Here is a 22,659-nt window from a genome sequence, read left to right as displayed (position 1 = left end):
GCTCCGGCCGTGCCGCTCGTGCCCGGGCCGGTGGCCCCGGCCGCGCCCCCGGCGCCCGCCGCGGTGCCGGTCCCAGCACCGGCTCCGGCTCCGGCTCCCGTCGCAGCACCGGCTCCGGCCGTGCCGCTCGTGCCCGGGCCGGTGGCCCCGGCCGCGCCCCCGGCGCCGGTCCCCGCCGCGCCCGTCGCCGCGCCCGAGGGCCCGGTGCCGCCGCCTGCCGCGCCTGCCCCGCCGGTCGCACCCACGCCCCCGCCGGTCGCACCCACGGCACCGGTCCACGTCGCACCGCCCGTCGCGGCCGCGGTCCCGCCCGCCCCGGCGGCCGCGCCCGTCCCGCTCCTGCCGTTCCCGTCCGCCCAGGTCCCGCCCGTTCCGGTCGGGCCCGCCCCGATGCCCCCGGCGCCGGTCCGCCCGCCGGCCCCGCCGGAGGCGGGGGAGCCGGCCCGGGACCGGTGGGTGGCGCTGGCCGTCGCCCTGCCGCCCGCGCTGCTCACGCTGGCGCTCTGCCTGTACGGCATCCAGCAGCGCCAGCTCTGGCGGGACGAGCACGCGAGCTGGTGGGCCGCCACCCTGTCCTGGGGCGACCTGGGCGCGCTGACCGCCAACATGGACCTCGTGCTGGCGCCGTACTACGTGCTGCTGCACCTGTGGGTCTCCGTCTTCGGGGACTCCGAGGCCGCGCTGCGGATCCCCTCCGCCCTCGCCATGGCCGGCGCCGCCGCCATGGTGGCCCTGCTCGGCCGCAGGCTGCTGACGCCCCGGCTGGGCGCCCTCGGCGGGCTGCTCTTCGCGGTCTGCCCCAGCATCACCTGGTACGGGCAGGACGCCCGTCCGTACGCCTTCGCGGTGCTGGCCGCGGCCGGCAGCACCCTGCTGCTGACCAGGATCGTCGAGCGCCCGGCCGGTCCGGCCGCGACGGCGCCCGGCGGACGCCCGCTGCCGCTCCGGAAGGACCCGGCGGTGCTGGCCTGGGTGGGCTACGCCGCCACCGTGGTCGGGATGGGGCTGACCCACCTGGTGACCCTGATGATCCTGCCGGGGCATCTGCTGCTGGTGGTCCAGAGGGCGCGCCGCTCCCGGGCGGGGAGCGCCCGCTGGGTGCTGCCGGTCCGCTGGGCGGTCGCGATGGCCGCCGCGGTGCTGCTGCTCAGCCCGCTGCTGCTGCTCGGTGCCGGCCAGAGCGGCCAGATCGCCTGGAACGACCGCGACTGGGACGACCTCGGCCAGCTCCTCACCGACCTGGCCGGTTCGGCCGGGCTCGGCTGGACGCTGCTGCTGGCGGGCGTGATCGGCGCGGTGAGCCTGCTGGTGCTGCGCCAGCCGGTGGGCCTGCTGGCCTGCTGGGCCGTGGTGCCGGTGCTCGTCACCGTGCTGACGGCCCATTGGCTGCATCTCTTCCTGGCCCGGTACCTGCTCTTCACGGTGCCCGCCTGGACGCTGCTCGCCGCCGCGGTGGTGGGCCGGCTGCCCGGGCTGGTCTCGCAGCTGACCGCCTCGCACACGCCGCCGCGCTGGGTGGTCGGTCCGGTCCCGCTGGTGGTGGCCTTCGCGGTGGTCGCGGTGGTGGCCTGGCCGTCCCAGTCCGAGGTGCGGGACGACCTGCCGGGGGAGATGGACGCCCGGGCCGGGGCCCGGGTGATCAGCGCCGGGCTGCAGCCGGGGGACGGTGTGATCTTCGACCCGAGCAGCTCGATGCGGCGCGCCCTGGCGTACGAGCTGCGCGGCCTGCCGGCGCCCAAGGACACCCTGCTCAGCGTCACTCCGGAGGAGGCCGGCAGCTTCGGCGCGCTGGAGTGCGAGGAGCCCGCCAGGTGCATGGCCGGGGTCCAGCGGATCTGGCTGCTGGTCGGCGCCGCCGACAAGCGGCCGTACGGCGGGGTCTCGGACAAGGTGGCCAAGGAGCTCAAGCAGTTCCACACGGTGCGGACCGAGAAGGTGCCCAACCTGCGGCTGGTGCTGCTGGAGCGGAACAAGGGCAAGGGCTGATCCGTCGGCCCCGGGGCCGTGACGGTCCGCCCCGGGCCGACGGCCCGTGACCGTTCCCCGGCCCGTGCCCGTCCGCCCCGGGCCCCGGCGTCGGCCGGGTCCGGGGCGGAGGGTTCAGGGGTCGTGGCTCAGAAGGTCATCGTGTAGACCATCAGCTCGACGCCCGGCCGGACCTCCCAGTCCCGCTCGGGGGAGCGCCGGAAGCCCAGCCGCTCGTACAGGCGGTGTGCCGAGGTCATCGACGGGCGGGTGGAGAAGGCCATCCCGGTCAGGCCGAGCTCGCGGCTGCGGGCGATCGTGGCGCGGACCAGCGCCTCCCCCGCTCCCCGGCCGCGGGCGGCGCCGCCGACCGCGAGCATCCGGATCTCGCCCTCGTGCGGGCCGGCGATGTCGGCGAACTCGGTGCCGCCGGGCGCGAAGGTCACGCAGCCGAGCAGTCGCTCGTCGCCCGGATCGACCGCGACGAGGAGTTCGGCCTGCTCGAACCGCGGTCCGGCGTCCAGGAGCTTGGCGGCGTAGGGGCCGTCGGCCGGGCTGTGGCCGTCACCGACGAAGGCTTCGTGGGTGATGCGGCCGACGGCTTCGAGGTCGGCAGGAACGGCGCGGCGGATGACGAGGTCCATGGCTCCAGTCTGCCCGACGGGCGGTCGGGGACGGCGGGCAGGCCGTCCCGTAGTCGGTCGCCGGGCGCGGGTTCGTGGGGATAGCCGCCGGGCCGGTGCCAGTTGTCGCGGCCGTGCCTGCCGTTGCGGTCGAAGTCCCGGCCGACCAGCACCCCGAGCAGGCCGAAGCCGCCGACGGCACCGAGCAGGGCGAGCGCGTTCATGAGCGTCGAGGAGTCCATGTCCCCACTCTCGCGGGAGCGCCGTGCTCCCACGAGTGGCAGGAATGCCCGATCACATCGAAATACTGCCAGCGAATCCCTGGTGCTCCCGGGGCCCGGACGGCATCCTGGACGGCATGCTGAGCAATGTGGTGGCCGTGGTGCTGGAGGAGATCCACCCCTTCGAACTCGGGGTGGCCTGCGAGGTGTTCGGCCTGGACCGGAGCGGCGACGGCCTGCCGGTCTACGAGTTCGCGCTGGCCGGCGCCCGTACCGGCCCGCACCGCACCCACGCCGGCTTCACCGTCGACGTGCCGTACGGTCCCGAACGGCTCGCCGGGGCCGACCTGGTGGTCGTCACCGCGACCGGCCTGCGCGACTCCTACCCGACCGGCCTGGTCGAGGCGCTGCGGGCGGCCGTGGAGGGCGGTGCCCGGGTGCTCTCCATCTGCAGCGGCGCCTTCCTGCTCGGCGAGGCCGGGCTGCTGGACGGCCGCCGTTCCACCACGCACTGGCGGCACGCCGCCGAACTCGCCCGCCGCTACCCGCGGACCGTCGTCGAGCCGGACGTGCTCTACGTGGACGAGGACCCGGTGATCACCTCGGCGGGCACCGCGGCCGGCATCGACGCCTGCCTGCACCTGGTCCGCCGGCTGCAGGGCGCGGAGGTGGCCCGGGGGATCGCCCGCCGGATGGTGGTCGCCCCGCACCGGGAGGGCGGCCAGGCACAGTTCGTCGCCCGGCCGCTGCCCGAGGACGACGGCGCCTCGCTCGGCGGGCTGCTCGACCGGATGCGCCACCAGCTCGACCGGGAGTGGACGGTGGAGCAGCTCGCGGCCCGCGCCCACATGTCCCCGCGCACCTTCGCCCGCCGCTTCCAGCAGGAGACCGGCACCACCCCGCACCGCTGGCTGACCGGGCAGCGGGTGCTGCTGGCCCAGCGGCTGCTGGAGGGCACGGACGAGCCGGTGGACTCGATCGCGGCCCGCTGCGGTTTCGGCAACGGCGCGACCCTGCGCCACCACTTCGGCCGCCGGCTGGGCACCACCCCGCTGGCCTACCGCCGGACCTTCGCCGGCGGCTGGCAGGGGGAGCCGGAACTGCGGATCTGACCGGCCCGGCCGCTGCCGGCCTGCTCCGCCCGCCCGTACCGGCCCTGTCCACGTACGTCTGCCCCGCCCGCGCCGTCCCGCCCGCGCCCGGCGGTCCGGGCGGCCCGGTTCAGGCGTCCGGCTCCAGGTGCCCGGTGGTGTTCCACCGCTCGGGCCGCAGCCGGCCGTCCTCGGTGCGCCAGACACTGGTGGAGCAGTTGGCGACCTGCTCCACCGCCAGCAGCTGCGGCTCGGTCAGCCGGTCCAGCACGTGCCGCAGCATCAGTACGGTGCAGTCGTGCGCGACCACCAGGACGGGGTTGCCGTCCTCCTGCTCGCAGAGGTCGCGCAGGCAGCTGCGGACCCGCAGGGCGACGTCGGACCAGGACTCCCCGCCGGGCGGCCGGTAGTACAGCTCGCCCATCTTCCGCCGCCGGGCCGCCTCCTCCGGGTGCTTGGCCTCGATGGCCGCCGCGGTGAGCATCTCCAGGACGCCCAGCTCGCGGTCCCGGAGCCGCTCGTCGTAGCGGACGGTCAGCGAGATCGGCACCGCGCCCAGCCCGGCGGCCTGGGCGAGCGCGATTCTGGCGGTCTCGGCGGTGCGGACGTACGGCGAGCACCAGACGCTGCGCGGGCGGTCGCCGGCGGGCAGGGCGGCCCACCAGCGCCCCAGCGCGTGGGCCTGCTGCTGGCCCTGCATGGAGAGCGGGATGTCGGCGTCCCGGCAGTTGATCGGCACGCTCAGCGCGCCCGCCGCCTCGGCGAGCGCGAACTCCACGTTCGCGGTGGACTCCCCGTGCCGGGTGGCGATCAGCACGGACGGCAGCCGCAGCGCGGGCGTGCTCCGGTGCTGGCCGTTGAGGGTGGTGCCGAGTTCTGCCATGTCCGGTTCTCCCCGTTGTCGTCGATTCCTCCGACAGCCGTTCATACATATGATCGCGCCGTCGCCTCCAGTGTTCACGGAGGTGACGGCGCGATCACAGGGCGCGCGCAGGACGTGTCAATGCGCCGCCGCGGGCACCGGCGCGTTCTGCGTCTTCGGATCGCCGGCCTCGGCGCCGTAGTCGTCCGGGTCGGTCTCGTCGGTGCCCACCGGGGCCTTCAGGGCCCGCAGCACCAGGGTCAGCACCACCGCCACCGCCAGGTTCAGCACGAACGCGGTGAGGCCGATGTAGCCGATCTCGCCGATCACCGGGATGTTCGCCGCGCTGCCGCCGAAGTGCTTGGTGGCGGGGCTGGCGATGCCGTACGCCTGGTAGGTGCCGTAGACCATGCCGGCCGCCCAGCCGGCGAACAGCGCCCAGTGGTGGAACCAGCGGGTGAACAGGCCGCCGACGATCGAGACGAAGGTCTGCAGGATCCACAGGCCGCCGAGCAGCTGCAGGTTGATCGCCGCCTGCTTGTCCATGGTGAGGACGAAGGCCAGCGCCCCGACCTTCACCAGCAGCGAGGCGAGCTTGGCCACCCGGGTCTCGTCCGCCGCCGTGGCGTCCGGCCGGATGAACTCCTTGTAGACGTTGCGGGTGAACAGGTTGGCCGCCGCGATCGACATGATCGCGGCCGGCACCAGGGCGCCGATCCCGATCGCCGCGAAGGCCACCCCGGTGAACCAGTCCGGGAACATGTTCTCGAACAGCTGGGGCACCGAGAGCTGCGCGTTGAAGCCCTTGACCCCGCTGCCCACCCCGGCCGCGATGGCCATGAAGCCGAGCAGGGCCAGCAGGCCCAGCATCAGCGAGTAGGCCGGCATGATCGCCATGTTCCGGCGCACGGTGTTGCGCGACTTGGAGGCCAGCACGCCGGTCACCGAGTGCGGGTACATGAACAGGGCCAGCGCCGAGCCCAGGGCCAGCGTGGCGTACGTCCACTGCTTGTTCTCGGCGAGGATCAGCGACCCGGGCGACTTGGGGGTGCTGAACTTCTGCGCGGCGGTGTCGAAGATGTGGCCGTAGCCGCCGAGCCGCATCGGGATGTAGATCACCGCGACGATGATCACGATGTAGATCAGGGCGTCCTTGACGAAGGCGATCAGCGCCGGGGCCCGGAGGCCGGAGGAGTAGGTGTAGGCGGCCAGCACGCCGAAGGCGATGAACAGCGGCAGGTCCTTCACGAACCAGTTGCTGCCCGCCCCGCCGCCGACGCCCAGCACGTCCAGCACCGCCTGGATGCCGACCAGCTGGAGCGCGATGTACGGCATGGTGGCCAGGATGCCGGTCAGCGCCACCACCAGGGAGAGCGCCTTGGAGCCGTACCGGCCGCGGACGAAGTCCGCCGGGGTGACGTACCCGTGCACCCGGGAGACCGACCAGAGCCGCGGCAGGAAGAGGAAGACCAGCGGGTACGCGATGATCGTGTACGGCACCGCGAAGAAGCCGGCCGCGCCGGTGGCGTACACCGCCGCGGGGACGGCGACGAAGGTGTACGCGGTGTAGAGGTCCCCGCCGAGCAGGAACCAGGTCACCCAGGTGCCGAAGCTGCGGCCGCCGAGCCCCCATTCGTCCAGGTGCAGGGCGTTGTCCGCCTTGCGCCAGCGCGAGGCCATGAAGCCCATCACGGTGACCAGCAGGAAGAACAGGACGAAGACCGCCAGGGCGGTGACGTTGACGCCGTTGTTCATCGCTTCCCACCCGCCCGGGCGGCCTTGCGGGCCTTCTCGTCACGGTTGACGAGCAGGTAGGCGGCGGTTGTGAAGACCGCCGAGACCGGCACCCAGAGCAGCTGGTACCAGTAGAAGAACGGCACGCCGCCGGCCTCCGGGTCGGCCTTGGTGTACGAGGCCACCCAGAGCATGGCCACCACCGGCACGGTGAGGCTGAGCCCGGCCAGGACCCGCTCGGGGGTCACGGCGGGCAGTGGCGCGGGTGGCGGCCCGGGCAGTGGTTCCGGAACTTCGAGATCTGAGGACATCTGCGGCTCCCGCTGAAGAGGTGTCACCTCGTCGGCGCCGCAGTCCGGGGCACCTGGGCACCCCGAACCCGCCGAGCAGCACCACTGGTGATCGGCAGTCACTACAGCTGCGGAATGTAGAGCACGGAGTGACGTGTGTCACCCGATTCACGGAACTCACCCAAGATCGCTGTCCGTACGGGTGAGCCCGGGCCCGGTAAGCGTGGTTCGTGGGCCGCCGAAGTGCCGATCGCCGGGGCTCCGCGGCGCCGCGGGCCGGGCCGCCCGGACGCCGGGCCGTCGGAGCGCCGAAGCGGGGAGCGCCGTAGGAGGAGGCGCCGAAGGGGGAGGCGCCGGAAGTGGGAGGTGCCGGAAAGTGGGAGGCGCCGGAACGCCGGCGCGCGGACCGTGGGACGGTCCGCGCGCCGGGAGGTGCCTGTCCGGGGGAGTGCCCGCCGGGCCGGAGCCCCGGTGGCGGCGCCGGAGGCTACTCCGGCCGCTGCAGGCGGGTGATGAACTTGTACCGGTCGCCGCGGTAGATCGACCGGACCCACTCCACCGGGGCGCCCTCGCCGTCGAAGGAGTGCCGGGAGAGCTGCAGCATCGGCAGGCCCAGGTCGGAGCCGAGCAGGCCGGCCTCGCGCGGGTTGGCCAGCGTGGTCTCGATGGTCTCCTCGGCCTCGGCCACGGTGACCCCGTACACCTCGCGCAGCGCGGTGTAGAGCGAGTTGTGCTTGACCAGGTTCCGGCGCAGGGCCGGGAAGCGCTTGGCGGACAGGTGGGCGACCTCGATCGCCATCGGGTCGCCGTTGGCCAGCCGCAGCCGCTCGATCCGCAGCACCCGGCCGCCGGGCTTGATGTCCAGCAGCGGGGCGAGCCGGTCGTCCGCGGTGATGTAGCCGACCTCGATCAGCCGGGAGGTGGGCTCCAGGCCCTGCGCGCGCATGTCCTCGGTGTACGAGGTGAGCTGCAGCGCCTGGGCGACCTTGGGCTTGGCGACGAAGGTCCCCTTGCCCTGGATGCGCTCCAGCCGCCCCTCGACCACCAGCTCCTGGAGGGCCTGCCGGACGGTGGTCCGGGAGGTGTCGAACTGTGCCGCGAGGGCCCGCTCGGGGGGCACCGGGGTGCCGGCCGGCTGGGTCTCGGTGAGCTGGAGCAGGTGCCGCTTGAGGCCGTAGTACTTGGGAACCCGGGCGCCCGCGGGGGAGGGCTGCACCGCGAGGCCCTTCGCCTGGGGGTCGTTCACCTGGGCTGTGCTGCCCCCGTCGCTGGTCATCGGCCGTATCTCCTGCTCCTCGCGGAGCCGCGCCGGCCCCGCCACCTTGTTCAACGGCACACATCGTTGCATGTATGCCCGGGGAACGAATACCTCATCACACGATGAACGATGAGCGGTGTCGGCTTGATAACAGGTGGTCCGGATTGGTCCGAGGACCGTTGACACGCCCATTGGTCTAGGCCAAGCTCCAGGCAGTTGGTCTACACCACTGCAGGCCAGCAGCTATGAATCCCAACCCGTCCCATGGGTACGCGGCACCATTCCTACCGATTTGCGTGGGTCTGCCGTTGCCACCGATGGGGGGAAACCCTGGCATCCCTCAGGAGGATGGCGTGAAGCGTCAGCTCATCGCGGCGGTCGGCGTCGCAGCAATGGTCGTCGGCCTGGCGGCCTGTGGCTCCGACGGCAAGAAGGCCGATGACGCGGCCAAGCCGAAGGACTACAACGGCAAGACTCTGACCGCGTGGTTCATGGACGGTTCCGCGTCGCAGGCGTGGCAGGACGGTGTCAAGGCGGACTTCGAGAAGGAGTTCCCCGGCGCCAAGCTCAACATCCAGATCCAGAAGTGGGACGGCATCGGCCCCAAGGTCACCACCGCGCTCTCCGAGGGCTCGGTCGACGTCCTGGAGCTCGGCAACACCCAGACGGCCGGTTACGCCGCCACCGGTGGCCTCGCCGACCTCACCAAGGACAAGGCGAACCTCGGCGGCAGCGACTGGGCCGCCAACCTGAACGAGTCCTCCGTGCTGGACGGCAAGCAGTACGCCGCCCCGTGGTACTTCACCAACCGCTCCGTGATCTACAACAAGGAGCTGTGGACCAAGGCCGGCATCGCCGCCCCGCCGAAGACCCTGGACGAGTACTACGCCGACCTTGAGAAGCTCAAGGCGACCCCGGGTGTCTCGCAGGCCATCTACCTGCCGGGCCAGGAGTGGTACACCTACTTCGGCCTGATCACCAGCGAGGGTGGCAAGCTCGTCAAGAAGGACGGCGACAAGTACGTCGGCAACCTGTCCTCCCCCGAGGCGAAGGCCGCGTTCGCGACCTACCAGAAGCTCGCCAGCTTCTCCAGCGCCCCGAAGGACAAGGACGAGGCCAACCCGCAGCAGATGACGCTCTTCCCCAAGGGTGACATCGCCTCCATGATCGGCCTCGGCTGGGAGGCCCCGGCGGCCAAGGACATGACCGCCGACAAGTGGGGCGTCTTCCCGCTCCCCGGCAAGACCGCCGACAAGCCGTCCGGCGTCTTCCTCGGTGGCTCCAACCTGGCCGTGGCCCAGGCGAGCAAGAACCAGGACCTGGCCAAGGGCTTCCTGAAGATCGCCCTCTCGGACAAGTTCGAGGGGCAGGTGGCCGCCTCCGGCCTCATTCCGAACAAGGCCTCGCTGAACAGCCAGGTCGTCGGCGACTTCGCGAAGGCGGCCCTGGCGGCCTCCGTCAACGGTGCCACCACGCCGAACATCGCGGCCTGGGCCGGGGTCGAGAACAACCCGAACCCGATCAAGGAGTTCATGACCGCCGTGCTCCAGGGTGGCGACTACGACGCCACGGCCAAGAAGTACGACGAGGAGATCACCAAGCGCCTCGCGGCGAAGCAGTAACACTGAGCGGCGTCGCTCACCGGCCCCCCACGGGCCGGTGGGCGACGCCGCCTACCCGTCGTGGCCAGGTTGGTTAGGAAGAGAGAACGATGGCTGTGCATTCGGAGCGGGTGCAGACACGGTCCCCGGAATCAGGGAAGGCTGACATGGCCGCCACTGAGCAGATCGCCCCGCCCACCGCGGGCGGCACCCCCACGAACGGCAGACCCACGGCCGGTCCGCGCCTGCTGACCCGCATCGCGCCGTACCTGCTGCTGCTGCCGGCCGTCCTGGCCACCCTGTTCCTGCTCGGCTATCCGCTGCTCAAGACGGTCCTGGTCTCGTTCCAGAACCTCAACAGCCGCCAGCTCGTGCAGCACCTGACGGAGTGGAACGGCTTCGAGAACTACACCGACCAGCTCTCCAACGGCGAGTTCTGGCACACCACCGGCCGTTCGGTCGCCTTCACCGTCGTGAACGTCGTCCTGATCATGGTCGGCGGGACGCTGGTCGGGCTGCTGCTCAACCGCCTCGGCAAGTGGATGCGGCTCTTCCTGTCCGCCTCGCTGATCCTGGCCTGGGCGATGCCGATCGTCGCCAGCACCACCGTCTACACCTGGCTCTTCGACCAGAAGTACGGCGTGGTCAACTGGCTCCTGGACAAGCTCGGCTTCCACGGGATGCTCGACTACAACTGGTTCAGCGACCAGTACTCGACCTTCTTCGTGATCATCCTGCTGATCGTGTGGGGCTCGATCCCGTTCGTGGCCTTCAACATGTACGCGGGCCTGACCACCATCCCGACCGAGCTCTACGAGGCGGCCCGGATGGACGGCGCCGGCTCGCTGAAGATCTTCAGCTCGGTGATCTTCCCCAGCCTGAAGCCGTTCTTCCTGGCCACGACCTTCCTTGAGGTCATCTGGGTCTTCAAGGCCTTCACCCAGGTGTTCGCCATGAACATGGGCGGGCCCCAGCGGCTCACCGAGACCCTCCCCGTCTACGCCTTCATCGAAGGCGTCAGCAACAACCACTACGGCACCGGATCCGCGATCGCCGTGCTCACGATCCTGATGCTCGGCGCGCTCATGGCGTACTACTTCCGGATCATTCTGAAGCAGGAGGACGAGCTGTGAGGCGCTCGATCATCGGACGCAGCTGGCCCAACGCCATCGCCGTCGTCCTCTTCGTCTTCTTCATCTTCCCGGTCTACTGGATGGTCTCCACGGCCTTCAAGCAGAACACGGACATCATCAGCAAGACCCCGGTGTTCGTGCCGCTGAACGGCACCCTGGAGCACTTCGACCGGGCCGTGCACGCCGACGGCTTCTGGACGATGGTCGGCAACAGCTTCGTCGTGACGGTCGGCGCGGTGCTCGCCTCGCTGGTGATCGCCACCCTGGCGTCCTTCGCCGTCGCCCGGATGAAGTTCCGCGGCCGCAAGACCTTCGTGCTGGTGATCATGGCGGCCCAGATGGCGCCCTGGGAGGTCATGACGATCTCCGTCTACCTGATCGCCCGCGACAACGACATGCTCAACAGCCTGCTCCCGCTGACCATCTTCTACATGATGATGGTGCTGCCCTTCACGATCTGGACGCTGCGCGGCTTCATCGCCGCCGTGCCGAAGGAGCTGGAGGAGTCCGCGATGGTGGACGGCTGCACCCGGGTCCAGGCCTTCGTCAAGGTGGTCTTCCCGCTGCTCGCCCCCGGCCTGATGTCGACCTCGCTGTTCGGCTTCATCACCGCCTGGAACGAGTACCCGCTCGTCCTCATCCTGAACAAGCAGGGCGGCCAGACCCTGCCGCTCTGGCTGACCGGATTCCGCAGCGCGTTCGGCGACGACTGGGGCGCGACCATGGCGGCCTCCTCGCTGTTCGCCGTCCCGGTCCTGGTCCTGTTCGTCTTCCTGCAGCGCAAGGCCGTCGGCGGGATGACCGCCGGCGCCGTGAAGGGCTGACGACCGTGAGCATCCTGATCCCCAGCGGCACGGTCAACGACCAGCTGCACCGCGACGCCCTCGCCGTGCTCCAGCCCGGCTTCGTGGGCACCACGCCGCCCGACTGGATCCGCCGGCACCTGGCGGCGGGCCTCGGCTCGGTCGCGCTGTTCGGGCGCAACGTCACGGACACCGCCCAGCTGGCCGAGCTCACCGCGGCCCTGCGCGCGGAGAACCCGGACATCCTGGTCGCCATCGACGAGGAGGGCGGCGACGTCACCCGCCTGGAGACGGGCTCCGGCTCGTCCTGGCCGGGCAACCTCGCGCTCGGCGCGGTCGACGACCCGGCGCTGACCCGCGACGTCGCCCGCGAGCTCGGCCGGGCACTGGCCGCCTGCGGCGTGAACTACAACTGGGCGCCGTCCGCGGACGTGAACTCCAACCCGGGCAACCCGGTCATCGGGGTCCGTTCCTTCGGCGCCGACCCCGAGCTCTGCGCGCGGCACACCGCCGCCTGGGTCGAGGGCCTGCAGTCGGTGGGGGTGGCGGCCTGCGCCAAGCACTTCCCCGGCCACGGCGACACCGCCGTCGACTCGCACCACGGCCTGCCCGTGGTCGACGTGGACGTCGACCTGCTGCGCTCGCGCGACCTCGTCCCGTTCAAGGCGGCGATCGCGGCCGGCGCCAAGGCCGTGATGACGGCCCACATCATGGTCCCGGTGCTCGACCCGAGCCTGCCGGCCACCCTGAGCAAGGCCGTGCTCAGCGGCCTGCTGCGGGCCCGGCCGGAGGACGGCGGCCTCGGCTACGACGGCCTGATCGTCACCGACGCGATCGAGATGGGTGCCATCGCGGACACCTACGGCACCTCCGAGGGCACCCTGCTGGCCCTGGAGGCCGGCGCGGACGCGATCTGCGTCGGCGGCGAGCACGCCGACGAGGAGACCGTCCTGCAGCTGCACGACGCCATCGTGGCGGCGGTGCGCTCCGGCCGGCTCTCCGAGGAGCGGCTGGCCGACGCCGCGGACCGGGTCCGCAGGCTCGGCAGCTGGGCCCGGATCGAGGCCCAGGGCGAGCGCCGCGAGCCGGACCTGTCGATCGGCCTGCAGGCCGCCCGGCGGGCCCTGCGGGTGGTCCGGGCGCCCGGCCGCCCGGTCGCCCCGGTGACGGACCGTCCGTACGTCGCCTCGTTCTCCCCGCAGGCGAACGTGGCGGTCGGCGACGAGACCCCGTGGGGCGTCGCGGGCATGCTCGCCGCGCGCCTCCCCGGCACCCGGACGGAGAACTTCGGCCCGGCGGACGCGACGCCCGAGCAGTTGGACGCGCTGGTCGCCAGGGTGCTCGCGGGCGCCCAGGACCGCCGGCTGGTGCTGATGGTCCGTGACACCCACCGGCACGACTGGATGGCGGCCGCGCTGCACCGGCTGGTGACGGCCCGTCCGGACGCGCTGGTGGTGGAGATGGGGGTGCCGCAGGCCGCTCCGGTCGGCGCGCTGCACATCGCCACCCACGGCGCCGCGCGGGTCTGCGGACTCGCGGCGGTGGAGGTGCTCACCGGGCAGCCGCAGATCGCGAGCTGACGAAACGTCTCATTCAGGCCAGGGGCCGTCGGAGGATTCCTCCGACGGCCCCTGGTCCGTTTTCGGAGCTCTGTGACGTTCCTCCCAGGCCGGCATGACGGTGTTCCCTCAAGTAGGCCTTAAGGCTGCCTTAATTCCTACTTATGGTGATGAGGCGGCGACGGAGGGCAACGGCTCACAACAGGTCTGCAACGGCAGCTCCCAGTAGGCCATTTGAGCGTTGACACCCGGAGTGGTCTAGGCCAAGCTCCAGGAATCTGGTCTGAACCAATCCTGACCGGATGTGGTATTGACCCTCCCAGGCTCCGCGCTGCCCACCTCGGTGATCCAGGTGGCTCGAACACGCCGTCGGTGGGCACATTTTTTTGCACCCTCGGGAGGATGACGTGAAGCGTCAGCTCATGGCGATGTTCGGGATCGCGGCGCTCGCCGCCTCGGTCGCGGGATGCGGGTCGGGAGCCCGCTCCGCGCAGGACGGGGCCACCAAGGCGGCGGACCCCAAGGAGATGACGGGCACCGTCACGGTCTGGCTGATGAACGACGCCCAGACCAGCTGGCCGGAGCTGGTGCAGCGGGTCAACGACGACTTCGCCGCCAAGTACCCGAAGGTCACCCTGAAGCTGGCCTACCAGGAGTGGACCCAGAAGGTCGCCAAGCTGGACGGCGCGCTGGAGCAGGGCGCCGCGCCCGACGTGGTCGAGCTCGGCAACACCGAGACCATGAAGTACATCCTCAACGGCTCGCTCGCGCCGGTCGACAAGGCCAGCTTCGACAACGCCGACAACTGGATCCGCGGCCTGGTCAACACCTGTACCTACCAGGACAAGCTGTTCTGCGTCCCGTACTACGCCGGCGCCCGCGTCGGCATCTACAACTCGGCGATGTTCCAGCAGGCCACCGGCGTCGCGGACCTGCCGCAGAACGAGGACGAGATGCGCGCCGCGCTCGACAAGGTCGCGGACAGGAACAAGGCCGACAAGACCTTCTCCGCGCTCTACCTGCCCGGCCCCTACTGGTACGCGGCCATGAGCTACGTCGCCGCCTACGGCGGTGCCATCGCCCGCTTCGACAGCGCCGGCAACTGGCACGGGACGCTCAACGACCCCAAGTCGCAGCAGGGTGTCCAGCACTTCGTCGACCTGGTGCAGAAGTACAACCACAACGACCTGACGGTCAACGAGAGCGGGCAGGCCACCGTGCTCGCCCGCAAGCGTGCCGCCGTGCTCTACGGCAACGGCTGGGAGGCCGGCAGCGCCGTCGCCCCGGTCACCGGCGACCCGACCCTCAAGGACGCGGTCAAGGTGGCGACCATGCCCGGCCCGGGCGGCAAGCCGCTGCCCTCCTTCATCGGCGGCTCCGACCTGGCCGTCACCGCGAAGTCGCCCGTCCGGGACCTCGCCGCCGACTGGATCCGGATGTTCACCAGCACGAAGTCCGAGCAGTTCCTCGCGGACAAGGACATCCTGCCGAACAACCTGAGCCAGCTGGAGGCGCTGAAGAGCAAGCCGGCCACGGCGGCCGCGGCCAACGCGGTGCCGGACGCCTGGTTCACCCCGCTGGCGCCGGGCTGGGGGGCCATCGAGAAGCAGAACGTGCTGGTCAACATGCTGAACTCGATCTTCAAGGGCAAGTCGGTGGACCAGGCCACCAAGGAGGCCGACGCCCTGATCAACCAGCTGATCAACAACCCGGCCTGACCCGTCGCGAGCGCCGTCCGGGCCCCCGGACGGCGCTCCCGGCTGTGCCCGCCGGGGGTGCCCCCGTAGGATTGCAGCGCAATCACCGGAGCGAGTGTGCGGACTCGCCGCCGTAGAGGTCCCCGCCGGGCAGCCGCCCGTAGGGGTTGAACCATCTCATCGGAGGCATCCAGATGTCCGACCCGCAGACCCTCTCAGCCGTCCCCGGCCGGATCATGGCGGCGGAGATGGCCGAGCAGCCGGCCGTCCTGCAACGCATCCTCGACGAGGGCGCCCCGAAGATCCGGGAGATCGCCGCCGAGATCGCGTCCCGCAACCCCCGCTTCGTCCTGCTGACCGCCCGCGGCACGTCCGACAACGCGGCGCTGTACGCGAAGTACCTGATCGAGATCCTGCTGGGCAAGCCCGCCGGCCTCACCTCGATGTCCACCACCACCGCCTACGGTGCCAAGCCGGACCTCACCGACGTCCTGGTCGTCACCGTCAGCCAGTCCGGCGGCTCGCCGGACCTGGTCGCCTCCACCAAGGCGGCCCGCGAGGCCGGCGCCATCACGCTGGCCGTGACCAACAACGCGGCGTCGCCGCTCGCCGAGGTCTCCGAGTTCCACATCGACGTGCTGGCCGGGCCGGAGAAGGCGCTGCCGGCCACCAAGACCTACACCGCCGAGCTGCTCGCGCTGTACCTGCTGGTCGAGGGCCTGCGCGGCGGGGACGGCTCGGCCGCCAAGGCGCTGCCGGGGCTGGCCGCCGGCATCCTGGCCCGGCAGGCCGAGATCAAGGCGCTGGCCGAGCGCTACCGGTTCGCCCAGCGCCTGGTCATCACCTCGCGGGGCTACGGCTACCCGACGGCCCGCGAGGCGGCCCTCAAGCTGATGGAGACCACCTACATCCCGGCCTCGCCGTTCTCCGGCGCGGACCTCCTGCACGGCCCGCTGGCGATGGTGGACAACGTCTCCCCGGTCATCGCCATCGTGCCGGACGGCAAGGGCGGGGAGGCCCTGCAGCCCGTCCTGGACCGCCTGCGCGGCCGCGGTGCGGACCTGGTGGTGATCGGCCAGCAGAGCCAGGTGGACGCCGCCTCCGCGGGCTTCGCGCTGCCCGCCGGCGTGCCCGAGGAGGTCCAGACGATCCTGGAGATCCTGCCGCTCCAGCTGCTGGCCTACGAGGTCACCATCGCCCGCGGCCAGGACCCGGACGCCCCGCGCGCCCTGGCGAAGGTCACCGAGACCCACTGACGCCCGGCAGCACGACGAAGCGCCCGTCCACAGCCTGTGGACGGGCGCTTCGGCATGACGGGGGAGGGGCCGCCCGGGCCCGGAAAGCACTACGGGCCACGGCGCCGACACGGGACCCTCAACCCATGCGGCACCGCAGCCCGGAGCTGTCGTCGGACGCCGCTTCCGACCGAGAACTGTGCGGGGTCCTCGCTCGGCGGTGTCCGACCGAGGAGCGGCCGCGCGCGGTCAGGGCAGTTTGCGCGGGGGCCTCTCCTTGGTGCTTCTTCATTGTGGACTAGACCAATCTGGCTTGTCCAGGGCCGGGCCGGAATTGGTCTGGACAACCTGGCGGGGGCCTCCGGCAGGGCCCGGCGGCGGTGCTGCGACTACGCTCGGCCCTGTGCCCTCGCTGAATGAACTCGTCCGCCGCCACACCACCCTGACCGGTGCCGATGTGGAGTGGCTCCACATGCTGGTCTCGGAGTGGCAGCTGCTCTCCGACCTCTCCTTCGCCGACCTGGTGCTCTGGATCCCCACCTGGGACGGCATCCGGTACGTCTCGGTGGCCCAGATGCGGCCGAACACCGGTCCGACCTCGTACCAGGACGACATGGTCGGCCACCTCGTGCCGCGTGGCCGGCGCCCGCTGCTGGACGCCGCCTTCGACGAGGGCCGGATCGTCCGCGAGGGCGACCCGGAGTGGCGCGAGGAGGTGCCGGTGCGGGTCGAGTCGATCCCCGTCCGGCGCGAGGGCAAGGTGCTGGGGGTGATCGCCCGCAACACCAACCTGCTGACCGTCCGCACGCCCAGCCGGCTGGAGCTCACCTACCTGCAGAGCGCCTCGGACCTGGCCCAGATGATCGCGGCCGGCTCGTTCCCCTACCCGGGCGTCGAGCAGACCGACATGGACGCGGCGCCCCGGGTCGGCGACGGCCTGATCAGGCTGGACGCGGACGGCATCGTCACCTACGCCAGCCCGAACGCGCTCTCGGCGTACCACCGGCTCGGACTGACCACCGACCTGGTGGGCAGTCACCTGGGTCGCAGTACCGCCGAGCTGGCGCCGCCCTCGCGCGGCGCCGTGCACGAGGCACTGGTGAAGCTGGCCAGCGGGTGGGCGCCCCGGCAGACCGAGGTGGAGGCGCAGGGGGGCGTGGTGACCCTGCGGGCCATCCCGCTCAAGCCCAAGGGGGTGCTCACCGGCTCGCTGGTGCTGGCCCGGGACGTCACCGAGCTGCGCCGGCGCGACCGGGAGCTGATGACCAAGGACGCCACCATCCGGGAGATCCACCACCGGGTGAAGAACAACCTGCAGACGGTCGCGGCGCTGCTGCGGCTGCAGTCCCGCCGGATGGACTCGGACGCCGGGCGGGCCGCGCTGGACGAGGCGGTGCGCCGGGTCGGTTCGATCGCGATCGTGCACGAGACCCTGTCGCAGACGCTGGACGAGCAGGTCGCCTTCGACGAGATCGCCGACCGGGTGCTGGCGATGGTCATGGAGCTGTCCCAGGACGGCCGGGTGGCGACCCGCCGCAGCGGCAGCTTCGGCATCCTGTCCGCCGAGGTGGCGACGCCGCTGGCGATGGTGCTGACCGAGCTGCTGCAGAACGCCCTGGAGCACGCCTTCGGCGGCAAGGACGCCGGGAACCTGGAGGTGAGCGCCCTGCGCGGGCGGGCGCCGGCCACCGGGATGGGCTGGTCGGACAGCTGGAACGGCGGGGCGAAGCCGGAGGAGTACCTGCTGATCACCGTGCAGGACGACGGCCGGGGGATGCCCGAGGGGTTCGACCCGCAGCAGGCGGGCAATCTGGGCCTGCAGATCGTCCGGACGCTGGCGACCGGCGAGCTGGGCGGCACCTTCGACATGGTGGCGGCGCCGGACGGCGGCACGAAGGTGGTGCTGGAGATCCCCGTCCGCTGACCGGCCCGGGGCGGCCTCGGCGGCTGCCCCGGCGGTCGGCCGAACGGCGGCCCGGGGCAGGGAAGTTGGGGGCGTGCGCGGCTGTCGCGGGCGCCCCTCGGCACCGGCGGGCGCCTGTGGCCGGGGAAGCGCGGACACAAAAACGAGGCCCTGTCGACCGGGGGGGGTGGGTCGACAGGGCCTCTCAACCCGTTCCGGCCGTCGGGGGGAGTCGGCCGGAACGGGGGCTCTGGGTGATGCGACGATCACCGACGCGTTGCGCACGGTGAGCGCCCTAGGCCCACAATATTGCTCTCAGTGAGCAGTATCAAGTACCTGGGCCGCTCGGCGTCGCGGAACCTCACCGGAGTGCGGCCCCTCATACGGAAGGCTTCGCCAGAAGAGGCAGGGAAGCCCTTGATCATGGGTTGATCGGGTCGTGCGGCCGCCGGGTGGCCCGACGGCTGATGGTGCTTCGATCAGGCGGTGCGGGCGCGGTTGCGGGCAGCACGGCGCTTCATCGCGCGACGCTCGTCCTCGCTCATACCGCCCCAGACGCCGGCGTCCTGGCCGGTCTCAAGAGCCCACTGCAGGCACTGCTCCATTACGGGACAGCGGCGGCACACGGCCTTGGCTTCCTCGATCTGCAGCAGAGCAGGACCGGTGTTCCCGATCGGGAAGAAAAGCTCCGGGTCCTCTTCGCGGCAGACAGCGCGGTGGCGCCAGTCCATGGTCGTCCAACTCCTCCTGCCGGCAGGCGGTGGCCCGGCCGGCGCAATCGATGGGCTTGTGAATGTGAACGCTTTCACGAATCCCTCAACAGCAAAAGGGACCAAAGGCCCATCGGGCCCGGGTGGTCTGTGCTGGGGTGGGGTTCGGGTGATTCAGGGGAAGCGCCCCGGCCGCGTCCGTCAGGCTCTGACGTTGTTGCCGGTGCGATGCGTCCCGATCGCCATGTAGAGGTTCGCAAACCTCGGGCCCGGATACAACCCCCTTCGAGTAGGAATTTTTGATTCTTCGGTGTCGCCTAGCTCACAGCCCGTACTTCTATGGAGTGAAGGGGGCTTGTGCGTTCGAGAAGAAGGGCGAAACCCTCTTCTGGTCACACAATCACACGCAGTGCCCGCCGAACGCCTGTGAAACTGACGCGACTCCTGTCTCCAAGGTGGTCCCCGTCGACCTGAAACGGGGCCGGTTCCTGTGAAACCAAGGTGAAGTGCCGGACGTCGTGATAGGAGATGGCGTGCTTGCCCAGCGGCCCCGCCGCCTGCGCGTCGTCCTTCGAAGGCGTGTGTGACCGCAGGATCTGACGGACCGTTCGAGCGGTTCCGAACGCCGTCATCCGGGTGATGCCGAAAACGTCCAAGTCCGTGTCGAAGGAAGCGAGCGGGGAGGGATACACCGGACGGTTCCCGAGGAAGGTCCACGGCGAGGTGTTGCTGACTATGGTCAGCACCAGGCCGGGGGTCGGTGCCCGGCCCGGAATCTCAAGGGTCACCGGGCCCGCCCGGCGGTGTTCACGCTCGGTGACGTAGTGCCGCAGTGCCTGTCCGACGTAGAGCGCGTGGGTGGACTTGCGCCCCGCCCTGCGCTGCTCCTCCACCCGGCCCACCACGCCGGCGTCGAAGCCCAGGCCCGCGGTGAAGGTGAACCAGCGGTCCGGCAGGCCCTCGGTCATCGCCTTGCCCAGTCCGACCGGGCGCTCCCGGCGCTGGTCCAGGGCGTCCAGCAGCACCCCGGTGGCCTCCACGGGGTGGTTGGGCAGCCCGAGCGCGCGGGCGAACACGTTGGTGCTGCCGCCCGGCACCACCGCGAGCCGCGGCACCCGCTCGCCCGGGCCGTGCGCCAGGAGGCCGTTCACGACCTCGTTGACGGTGCCGTCGCCGCCCAGGGCCACCACGAGGTCCACCGCGCCGTCGTCGGCCGCCTGCCGGGCCAGGTCGCGGGCGTGCCCGCGGTACTGGGTGTGGGCGACCTCCAGCTTGAGGTCGCTGCGCAGCGCATGGGTGAGGACGTCCCTGGTGCGGGCACTGGTGGTGGTCGCCTTCGGATTCACGACCAGGAGAGCGCGCATGGGCCCAGCCTACGGGTCGGTGCCCGGAGGGCGGCGGCTACCCTGCTTGGGTGACCGCAGAAACCGCCGGCCGGACGCCCGCCACCGCCACCCGCCCCACCTCGCTGCTCGTCGGCGCGGCGATCGCCGCGCTCCAGGGCGCGGCCCTGGTCGTCTGGGGCGGCTACGACATGATCGCCGCGCTGGTGGGCGACCCGATCGACCGGGGGCTGAGCGTCTTCGGCGGCTTCGTCATCCTGCTGCTCGGCCTGATGCCGCTGCTCGCCGCCCGGGGGCTGCTGAAGCTCCGCAGCTGGGGCCGGAGCCCGGCGGTGCTGACCAGTTCGATCTGCCTGCCGGTGGCGTACTACATGTGGCAGAGCGGCGGCGTGATGCCGGTGCTGGCGGTGTTCGTGGCGCTGCTCGGCGTCGTCGGCATCGGCTCGCTGCTGAACCCGACGGTGACCGCCGTGCTGTACCCGCCGCGCGAGGGCTGAGCGGCCCGCCGAGGGCCGGCAGCGGGGCAGCGGACGCCGAACGCCGGCACACCCGAGGGTGTGCCGGCGTTCGGCGTCCGCGGGCCGCTACTCCTCGACGAGGAGCTTCTCCCGCAGCTGTGCCAAGGTCCGGGCGAGCAGCCGGGAGACGTGCATCTGGGAGATGCCGACCTCGGTGGCGATCTGCGACTGCGTCATGTTCCGGAAGAACCGCAGGACGAGGATCTTCTGCTCGCGGGGCGGGAGTTGGGCCAGCAGGGGCTTGAGCGACTCCCGGTACTCGACGCCCTCCAGCGCCTCGTCGGTCGTCCCCAGGGTGTCCGCCACGGCCGGCGACTCGTCGTCGCTGTCCGGGACGTCCAGCGAGAGCGTGCTGTACGCGTTGGCGGACTCCAGGCCCTCCAGCACGTCCTCCTCGGAGATCCCCAGGTGCTCCGCCAGCTCGTGCACCGTGGGGGAGCGCCCGTGCCGCTGGGAGAGCTCGCTGGTCGCCGTGGTCAGCGACAGCCGCAGCTCCTGCAGCCGGCGCGGGACCCGGACGGCCCAGCCCTTGTCGCGGAAGTGCCGCTTGATCTCGCCCACGATGGTCGGCGTCGCGTAGGTGGAGAACTCCACCCCGCGCTCGTGGTCGAAGCGGTCCACCGACTTGATCAGGCCGATGGTGGCGACCTGGGTGAGGTCGTCCAGCGGCTCGCCGCGGTTGCGGAAGCGCCGGGCCAGGTGCTCCACCAGCGGGATGTGCATCCGGACCAGCTGGTTGCGCAGCTCCACCCGCTCGGCCGAGCCCTCGGGCAGCGCGGAGAGCCGCACGAACAGCGCCCGGGCGGCCTCCCGGTCCGGGGCCCCGGAGCGGTGCGGGGTCGGCTGCGCCGGCACGGCGGCGCGCACCGCGGCGCCGGCCGCCCCGGCCGCCTCGGCGTCCGGGACGGCCGTGGTGTCCTCGTCCGGCAGCGCGGCCGCCGGTTCGGCCGACGGCTCGGCCGCGGGCTCGGTCGACGGCGGCGGCGTCGACGGATCGGACGTCGGCTCGGTCGGCTGGCTCATCCGGTGGGCGTCCTTCGGGTGCGCGTCGTCGTGGGCGGCGAGGCCGGGAACGCTCGCCTGGGGCGGTACGGCCCGTCCGGCCGTCGCGAGGGCGCGGGCCTGCGCGACGGCGTCGGCAGCCGCTTCGGCGGAGCCGGCCGTTCGCCGGTCGGTACCCGTACGGTCCAGATCACTCACGGCCATTCCCCCGTTCCGTTCCGGGAGCGCCGGAGCCGCGGTCGCGGCCCCGGAGTCATCTCGTTGGTCGTACCGCGGTGGGGCGGTACCGGGAGCCGTACGCGCGGCCCGGTGCGGCGCCGGGCGTACGGCCCTTGCTCGGTGGTGCGTCGTGCGCCGCGCTCCCGCGCGGCGCCGCTACGGCTGGGCCGGGGATCCACCGCGCTTCTTGTGCAGGCTGATCGACACTGTCCGGTCGTCGGCGACCGAGGAGTCCACCTCGCCGGCCAGCGCGGAGAGCACCGTCCAGGCGAAGGTGTCCCGCTCCGGTGCCCGGCCGTCGGTGGTCGGCGCCGAGACCGTGACCCTGAGCGAGTCGCCGACCAGCCGGAACTCGCAGGAGAGGACCGAACCCGGCACCGCCTGCTGGAGCAGGATGGCGCAGGCCTCGTCCACCGCGATCCGGAGATCCTCGATCTCGTCCAGGGTGAAGTCCAGCCGGGCCGCGAGGCCCGCCGTTGCTGTTCGCAGCACCGAGAGGTAGGCCCCCGCCGCGGGCAGCCGGACTTCCACGAAGTCCTTCACTCCGGGCTCGCCGTCGATCTGGGACACCCTCACCTCCTGGGTGACGCGCTGTGCTTCCGGCCCCGAGGCCGCGGCACTGTCTGTTGCTTGGCTCAACTGCTTCGCCCCAACTGTCCAGAGGGGTGGTGCGGTACGTACCGGTTCATACCCCGGTAGGGGTGGCCGGACGCCGCGCATCCGCCCGAGACGTTACCGCGATCAGTGGGCGGATGTCGCGATCCTTGACCGTCGTCACGGGAACGAGCGACTCCGGAAGCAAGGGTCACTCATGGTAAGCCCTCGCGACGCAGGGTGGCAGGGGTTGACCCCACCGGCTTTCCGGGCGGCTCCCGGGACGGCGGCGGCGGCC

The 22,659-nt window shown here is 71.7% G+C and carries 19 protein-coding genes; 10 read left to right on the top strand and 9 right to left on the bottom strand.

Features of this window, described 5'->3' with window-relative positions; translation table 11 throughout:
* Positions 1-456: 456 nt before the first annotated feature.
* A complete protein-coding gene (locus IE329_RS04600; protein WP_190209482.1) occupies positions 457-1,986 on the top strand; it encodes a glycosyltransferase family 39 protein in 1,530 nt (509 codons plus the stop codon).
* A 128-nt stretch (positions 1,987-2,114) separates the two neighbouring features.
* Here IE329_RS04600 and IE329_RS04595 read toward each other — a convergent pair whose 3' ends face one another.
* Positions 2,115-2,609 (bottom strand): GNAT family N-acetyltransferase, encoded by a 495-nt coding sequence (locus IE329_RS04595; RefSeq protein WP_190209481.1) that lies wholly within the window; start codon positions 2,607-2,609, stop codon positions 2,115-2,117.
* A gap of 337 nt (positions 2,610-2,946) precedes the next feature.
* On the opposite strand from IE329_RS04595, the gene IE329_RS04590 reads away from it, so the two are divergent.
* Positions 2,947-3,921 (top strand): helix-turn-helix domain-containing protein, encoded by a 975-nt coding sequence (locus tag IE329_RS04590; protein ID WP_190209480.1) that lies wholly within the window; start codon positions 2,947-2,949, stop codon positions 3,919-3,921.
* 109 nt (positions 3,922-4,030) lie between these two features.
* Here IE329_RS04590 and IE329_RS04585 read toward each other — a convergent pair whose 3' ends face one another.
* The 4 genes from IE329_RS04585 to IE329_RS04570 all read right to left on the bottom strand — a co-directional run bounded on the left by IE329_RS04585 (position 4,031) and on the right by IE329_RS04570 (position 8,062).
* Positions 4,031-4,783 carry a histidine phosphatase family protein gene (locus IE329_RS04585; protein ID WP_190209479.1) on the bottom strand — a complete coding sequence of 251 codons (753 nt, stop codon included), beginning with the start codon at positions 4,781-4,783 and terminating at the stop codon, positions 4,031-4,033.
* A gap of 117 nt (positions 4,784-4,900) precedes the next feature.
* Positions 4,901-6,517, bottom strand: coding sequence for a monocarboxylate uptake permease MctP (mctP, locus tag IE329_RS04580; protein WP_190209478.1), 1,617 nt, complete (start codon positions 6,515-6,517; stop codon positions 4,901-4,903).
* The gene (locus IE329_RS04575; RefSeq protein ID WP_190209477.1) at positions 6,514-6,807 is read right to left on the bottom strand and encodes a DUF3311 domain-containing protein; all 294 of its coding nucleotides are present in this window, start codon (positions 6,805-6,807) and stop codon (positions 6,514-6,516) included. The genes mctP and IE329_RS04575 overlap by 4 nt, the downstream gene beginning before the upstream one ends.
* A 466-nt stretch (positions 6,808-7,273) precedes the next feature.
* Positions 7,274-8,062 carry a GntR family transcriptional regulator gene (locus IE329_RS04570; RefSeq protein WP_229927165.1) on the bottom strand — a complete coding sequence of 263 codons (789 nt, stop codon included), beginning with the start codon at positions 8,060-8,062 and terminating at the stop codon, positions 7,274-7,276.
* A gap of 335 nt (positions 8,063-8,397) precedes the next feature.
* Between IE329_RS04570 and IE329_RS04565 the strand changes: the two genes are divergently transcribed.
* The 7 genes from IE329_RS04565 to IE329_RS04535 all read left to right on the top strand — a co-directional run bounded on the left by IE329_RS04565 (position 8,398) and on the right by IE329_RS04535 (position 17,996).
* Positions 8,398-9,666, top strand: a complete 1,269-nt coding sequence (locus IE329_RS04565) for an extracellular solute-binding protein (protein WP_190209476.1) — start codon at positions 8,398-8,400, stop codon at positions 9,664-9,666.
* Between the two features lie 146 nt (positions 9,667-9,812).
* Entirely contained in the window at positions 9,813-10,778 is a 966-nt protein-coding gene (locus tag IE329_RS04560) for a carbohydrate ABC transporter permease (RefSeq protein ID WP_229927164.1), read from the top strand.
* The gene (locus IE329_RS04555; protein WP_190209474.1) at positions 10,775-11,602 is read left to right on the top strand and encodes a carbohydrate ABC transporter permease; all 828 of its coding nucleotides are present in this window, start codon (positions 10,775-10,777) and stop codon (positions 11,600-11,602) included. The genes IE329_RS04560 and IE329_RS04555 overlap by 4 nt, the downstream gene beginning before the upstream one ends.
* Positions 11,603-11,607: 5 nt before the next feature.
* Positions 11,608-13,161 (top strand): glycoside hydrolase family 3 protein, encoded by a 1,554-nt coding sequence (locus IE329_RS04550; RefSeq protein WP_229927163.1) that lies wholly within the window; start codon positions 11,608-11,610, stop codon positions 13,159-13,161.
* A gap of 386 nt (positions 13,162-13,547) precedes the next feature.
* Positions 13,548-14,858 carry an extracellular solute-binding protein gene (locus IE329_RS04545; RefSeq protein WP_190209473.1) on the top strand — a complete coding sequence of 437 codons (1,311 nt, stop codon included), beginning with the start codon at positions 13,548-13,550 and terminating at the stop codon, positions 14,856-14,858.
* 173 nt (positions 14,859-15,031) lie between these two features.
* A complete protein-coding gene (locus tag IE329_RS04540) occupies positions 15,032-16,093 on the top strand; it encodes an SIS domain-containing protein (RefSeq protein ID WP_190209472.1) in 1,062 nt (353 codons plus the stop codon).
* 382 nt (positions 16,094-16,475) lie between these two features.
* Complete coding sequence (locus IE329_RS04535) at positions 16,476-17,996, top strand: sensor histidine kinase (protein ID WP_073926186.1); 1,521 nt, start codon at positions 16,476-16,478, stop codon at positions 17,994-17,996.
* 458 nt (positions 17,997-18,454) lie between these two features.
* On the opposite strand, the gene IE329_RS04530 is transcribed toward IE329_RS04535, so the two are convergent.
* Together IE329_RS04530 and IE329_RS04525 are read right to left on the bottom strand one after the other, a co-directional pair.
* A complete protein-coding gene (locus IE329_RS04530) occupies positions 18,455-18,706 on the bottom strand; it encodes a WhiB family transcriptional regulator (RefSeq protein WP_014138019.1) in 252 nt (83 codons plus the stop codon).
* A 371-nt stretch (positions 18,707-19,077) separates the two neighbouring features.
* Positions 19,078-20,049, bottom strand: coding sequence for a diacylglycerol/lipid kinase family protein (locus tag IE329_RS04525; RefSeq protein ID WP_190209471.1), 972 nt, complete (start codon positions 20,047-20,049; stop codon positions 19,078-19,080).
* A 50-nt stretch (positions 20,050-20,099) separates the two neighbouring features.
* Here IE329_RS04525 and IE329_RS04520 point away from each other — a divergent pair, with 50 nt between their 5' ends.
* Positions 20,100-20,525, top strand: coding sequence for a hypothetical protein (locus IE329_RS04520; protein WP_190209470.1), 426 nt, complete (start codon positions 20,100-20,102; stop codon positions 20,523-20,525).
* Positions 20,526-20,612: 87 nt separating this feature from the next.
* Here IE329_RS04520 and IE329_RS04515 read toward each other — a convergent pair whose 3' ends face one another.
* Together IE329_RS04515 and IE329_RS04510 are read right to left on the bottom strand one after the other, a co-directional pair.
* Entirely contained in the window at positions 20,613-21,746 is a 1,134-nt protein-coding gene (locus IE329_RS04515; RefSeq protein ID WP_413789711.1) for an RNA polymerase sigma factor SigF, read from the bottom strand.
* Positions 21,747-21,923: 177 nt separating this feature from the next.
* On the bottom strand, positions 21,924-22,337 hold the full coding sequence (locus IE329_RS04510) for an ATP-binding protein (RefSeq protein WP_190209468.1): 414 nt from the start codon (positions 22,335-22,337) through the stop codon (positions 21,924-21,926).
* Positions 22,338-22,659 lie beyond the last annotated feature (322 nt).

Origin of the sequence: Kitasatospora indigofera (assembly GCF_014655955.1) — a bacterium.
Lineage (GTDB): Bacteria > Actinomycetota > Actinomycetes > Streptomycetales > Streptomycetaceae > Kitasatospora > Kitasatospora indigofera.
Note: the sequence above shows the minus strand (reverse complement) of the source record. Positions and strands in the feature narration are given on the sequence as shown.

Bases quoted from the DNA above. Each gene is read 5' to 3' on its own strand.
- IE329_RS04595 (WP_190209481.1), bottom strand. From the start codon at position 2,609: ATGGACCTCGTCATCCGCCGCGCCGTTCCTGCCGACCTCGAAGCCGTC.
- IE329_RS04590 (WP_190209480.1), top strand. From the start codon at position 2,947: ATGCTGAGCAATGTGGTGGCCGTGGTGCTGGAGGAGATCCACCCCTTC.
- IE329_RS04585 (WP_190209479.1), bottom strand. From the start codon at position 4,783: ATGGCAGAACTCGGCACCACCCTCAACGGCCAGCACCGGAGCACGCCC.
- mctP (WP_190209478.1), bottom strand. From the start codon at position 6,517: ATGAACAACGGCGTCAACGTCACCGCCCTGGCGGTCTTCGTCCTGTTC.
- IE329_RS04575 (WP_190209477.1), bottom strand. From the start codon at position 6,807: ATGTCCTCAGATCTCGAAGTTCCGGAACCACTGCCCGGGCCGCCACCC.
- IE329_RS04570 (WP_229927165.1), bottom strand. From the start codon at position 8,062: ATGACCAGCGACGGGGGCAGCACAGCCCAGGTGAACGACCCCCAGGCG.
- IE329_RS04560 (WP_229927164.1), top strand. From the start codon at position 9,813: ATGGCCGCCACTGAGCAGATCGCCCCGCCCACCGCGGGCGGCACCCCC.
- IE329_RS04540 (WP_190209472.1), top strand. From the start codon at position 15,032: ATGTCCGACCCGCAGACCCTCTCAGCCGTCCCCGGCCGGATCATGGCG.
- IE329_RS04530 (WP_014138019.1), bottom strand. From the start codon at position 18,706: ATGGACTGGCGCCACCGCGCTGTCTGCCGCGAAGAGGACCCGGAGCTT.
- IE329_RS04525 (WP_190209471.1), bottom strand. From the start codon at position 20,049: ATGCGCGCTCTCCTGGTCGTGAATCCGAAGGCGACCACCACCAGTGCC.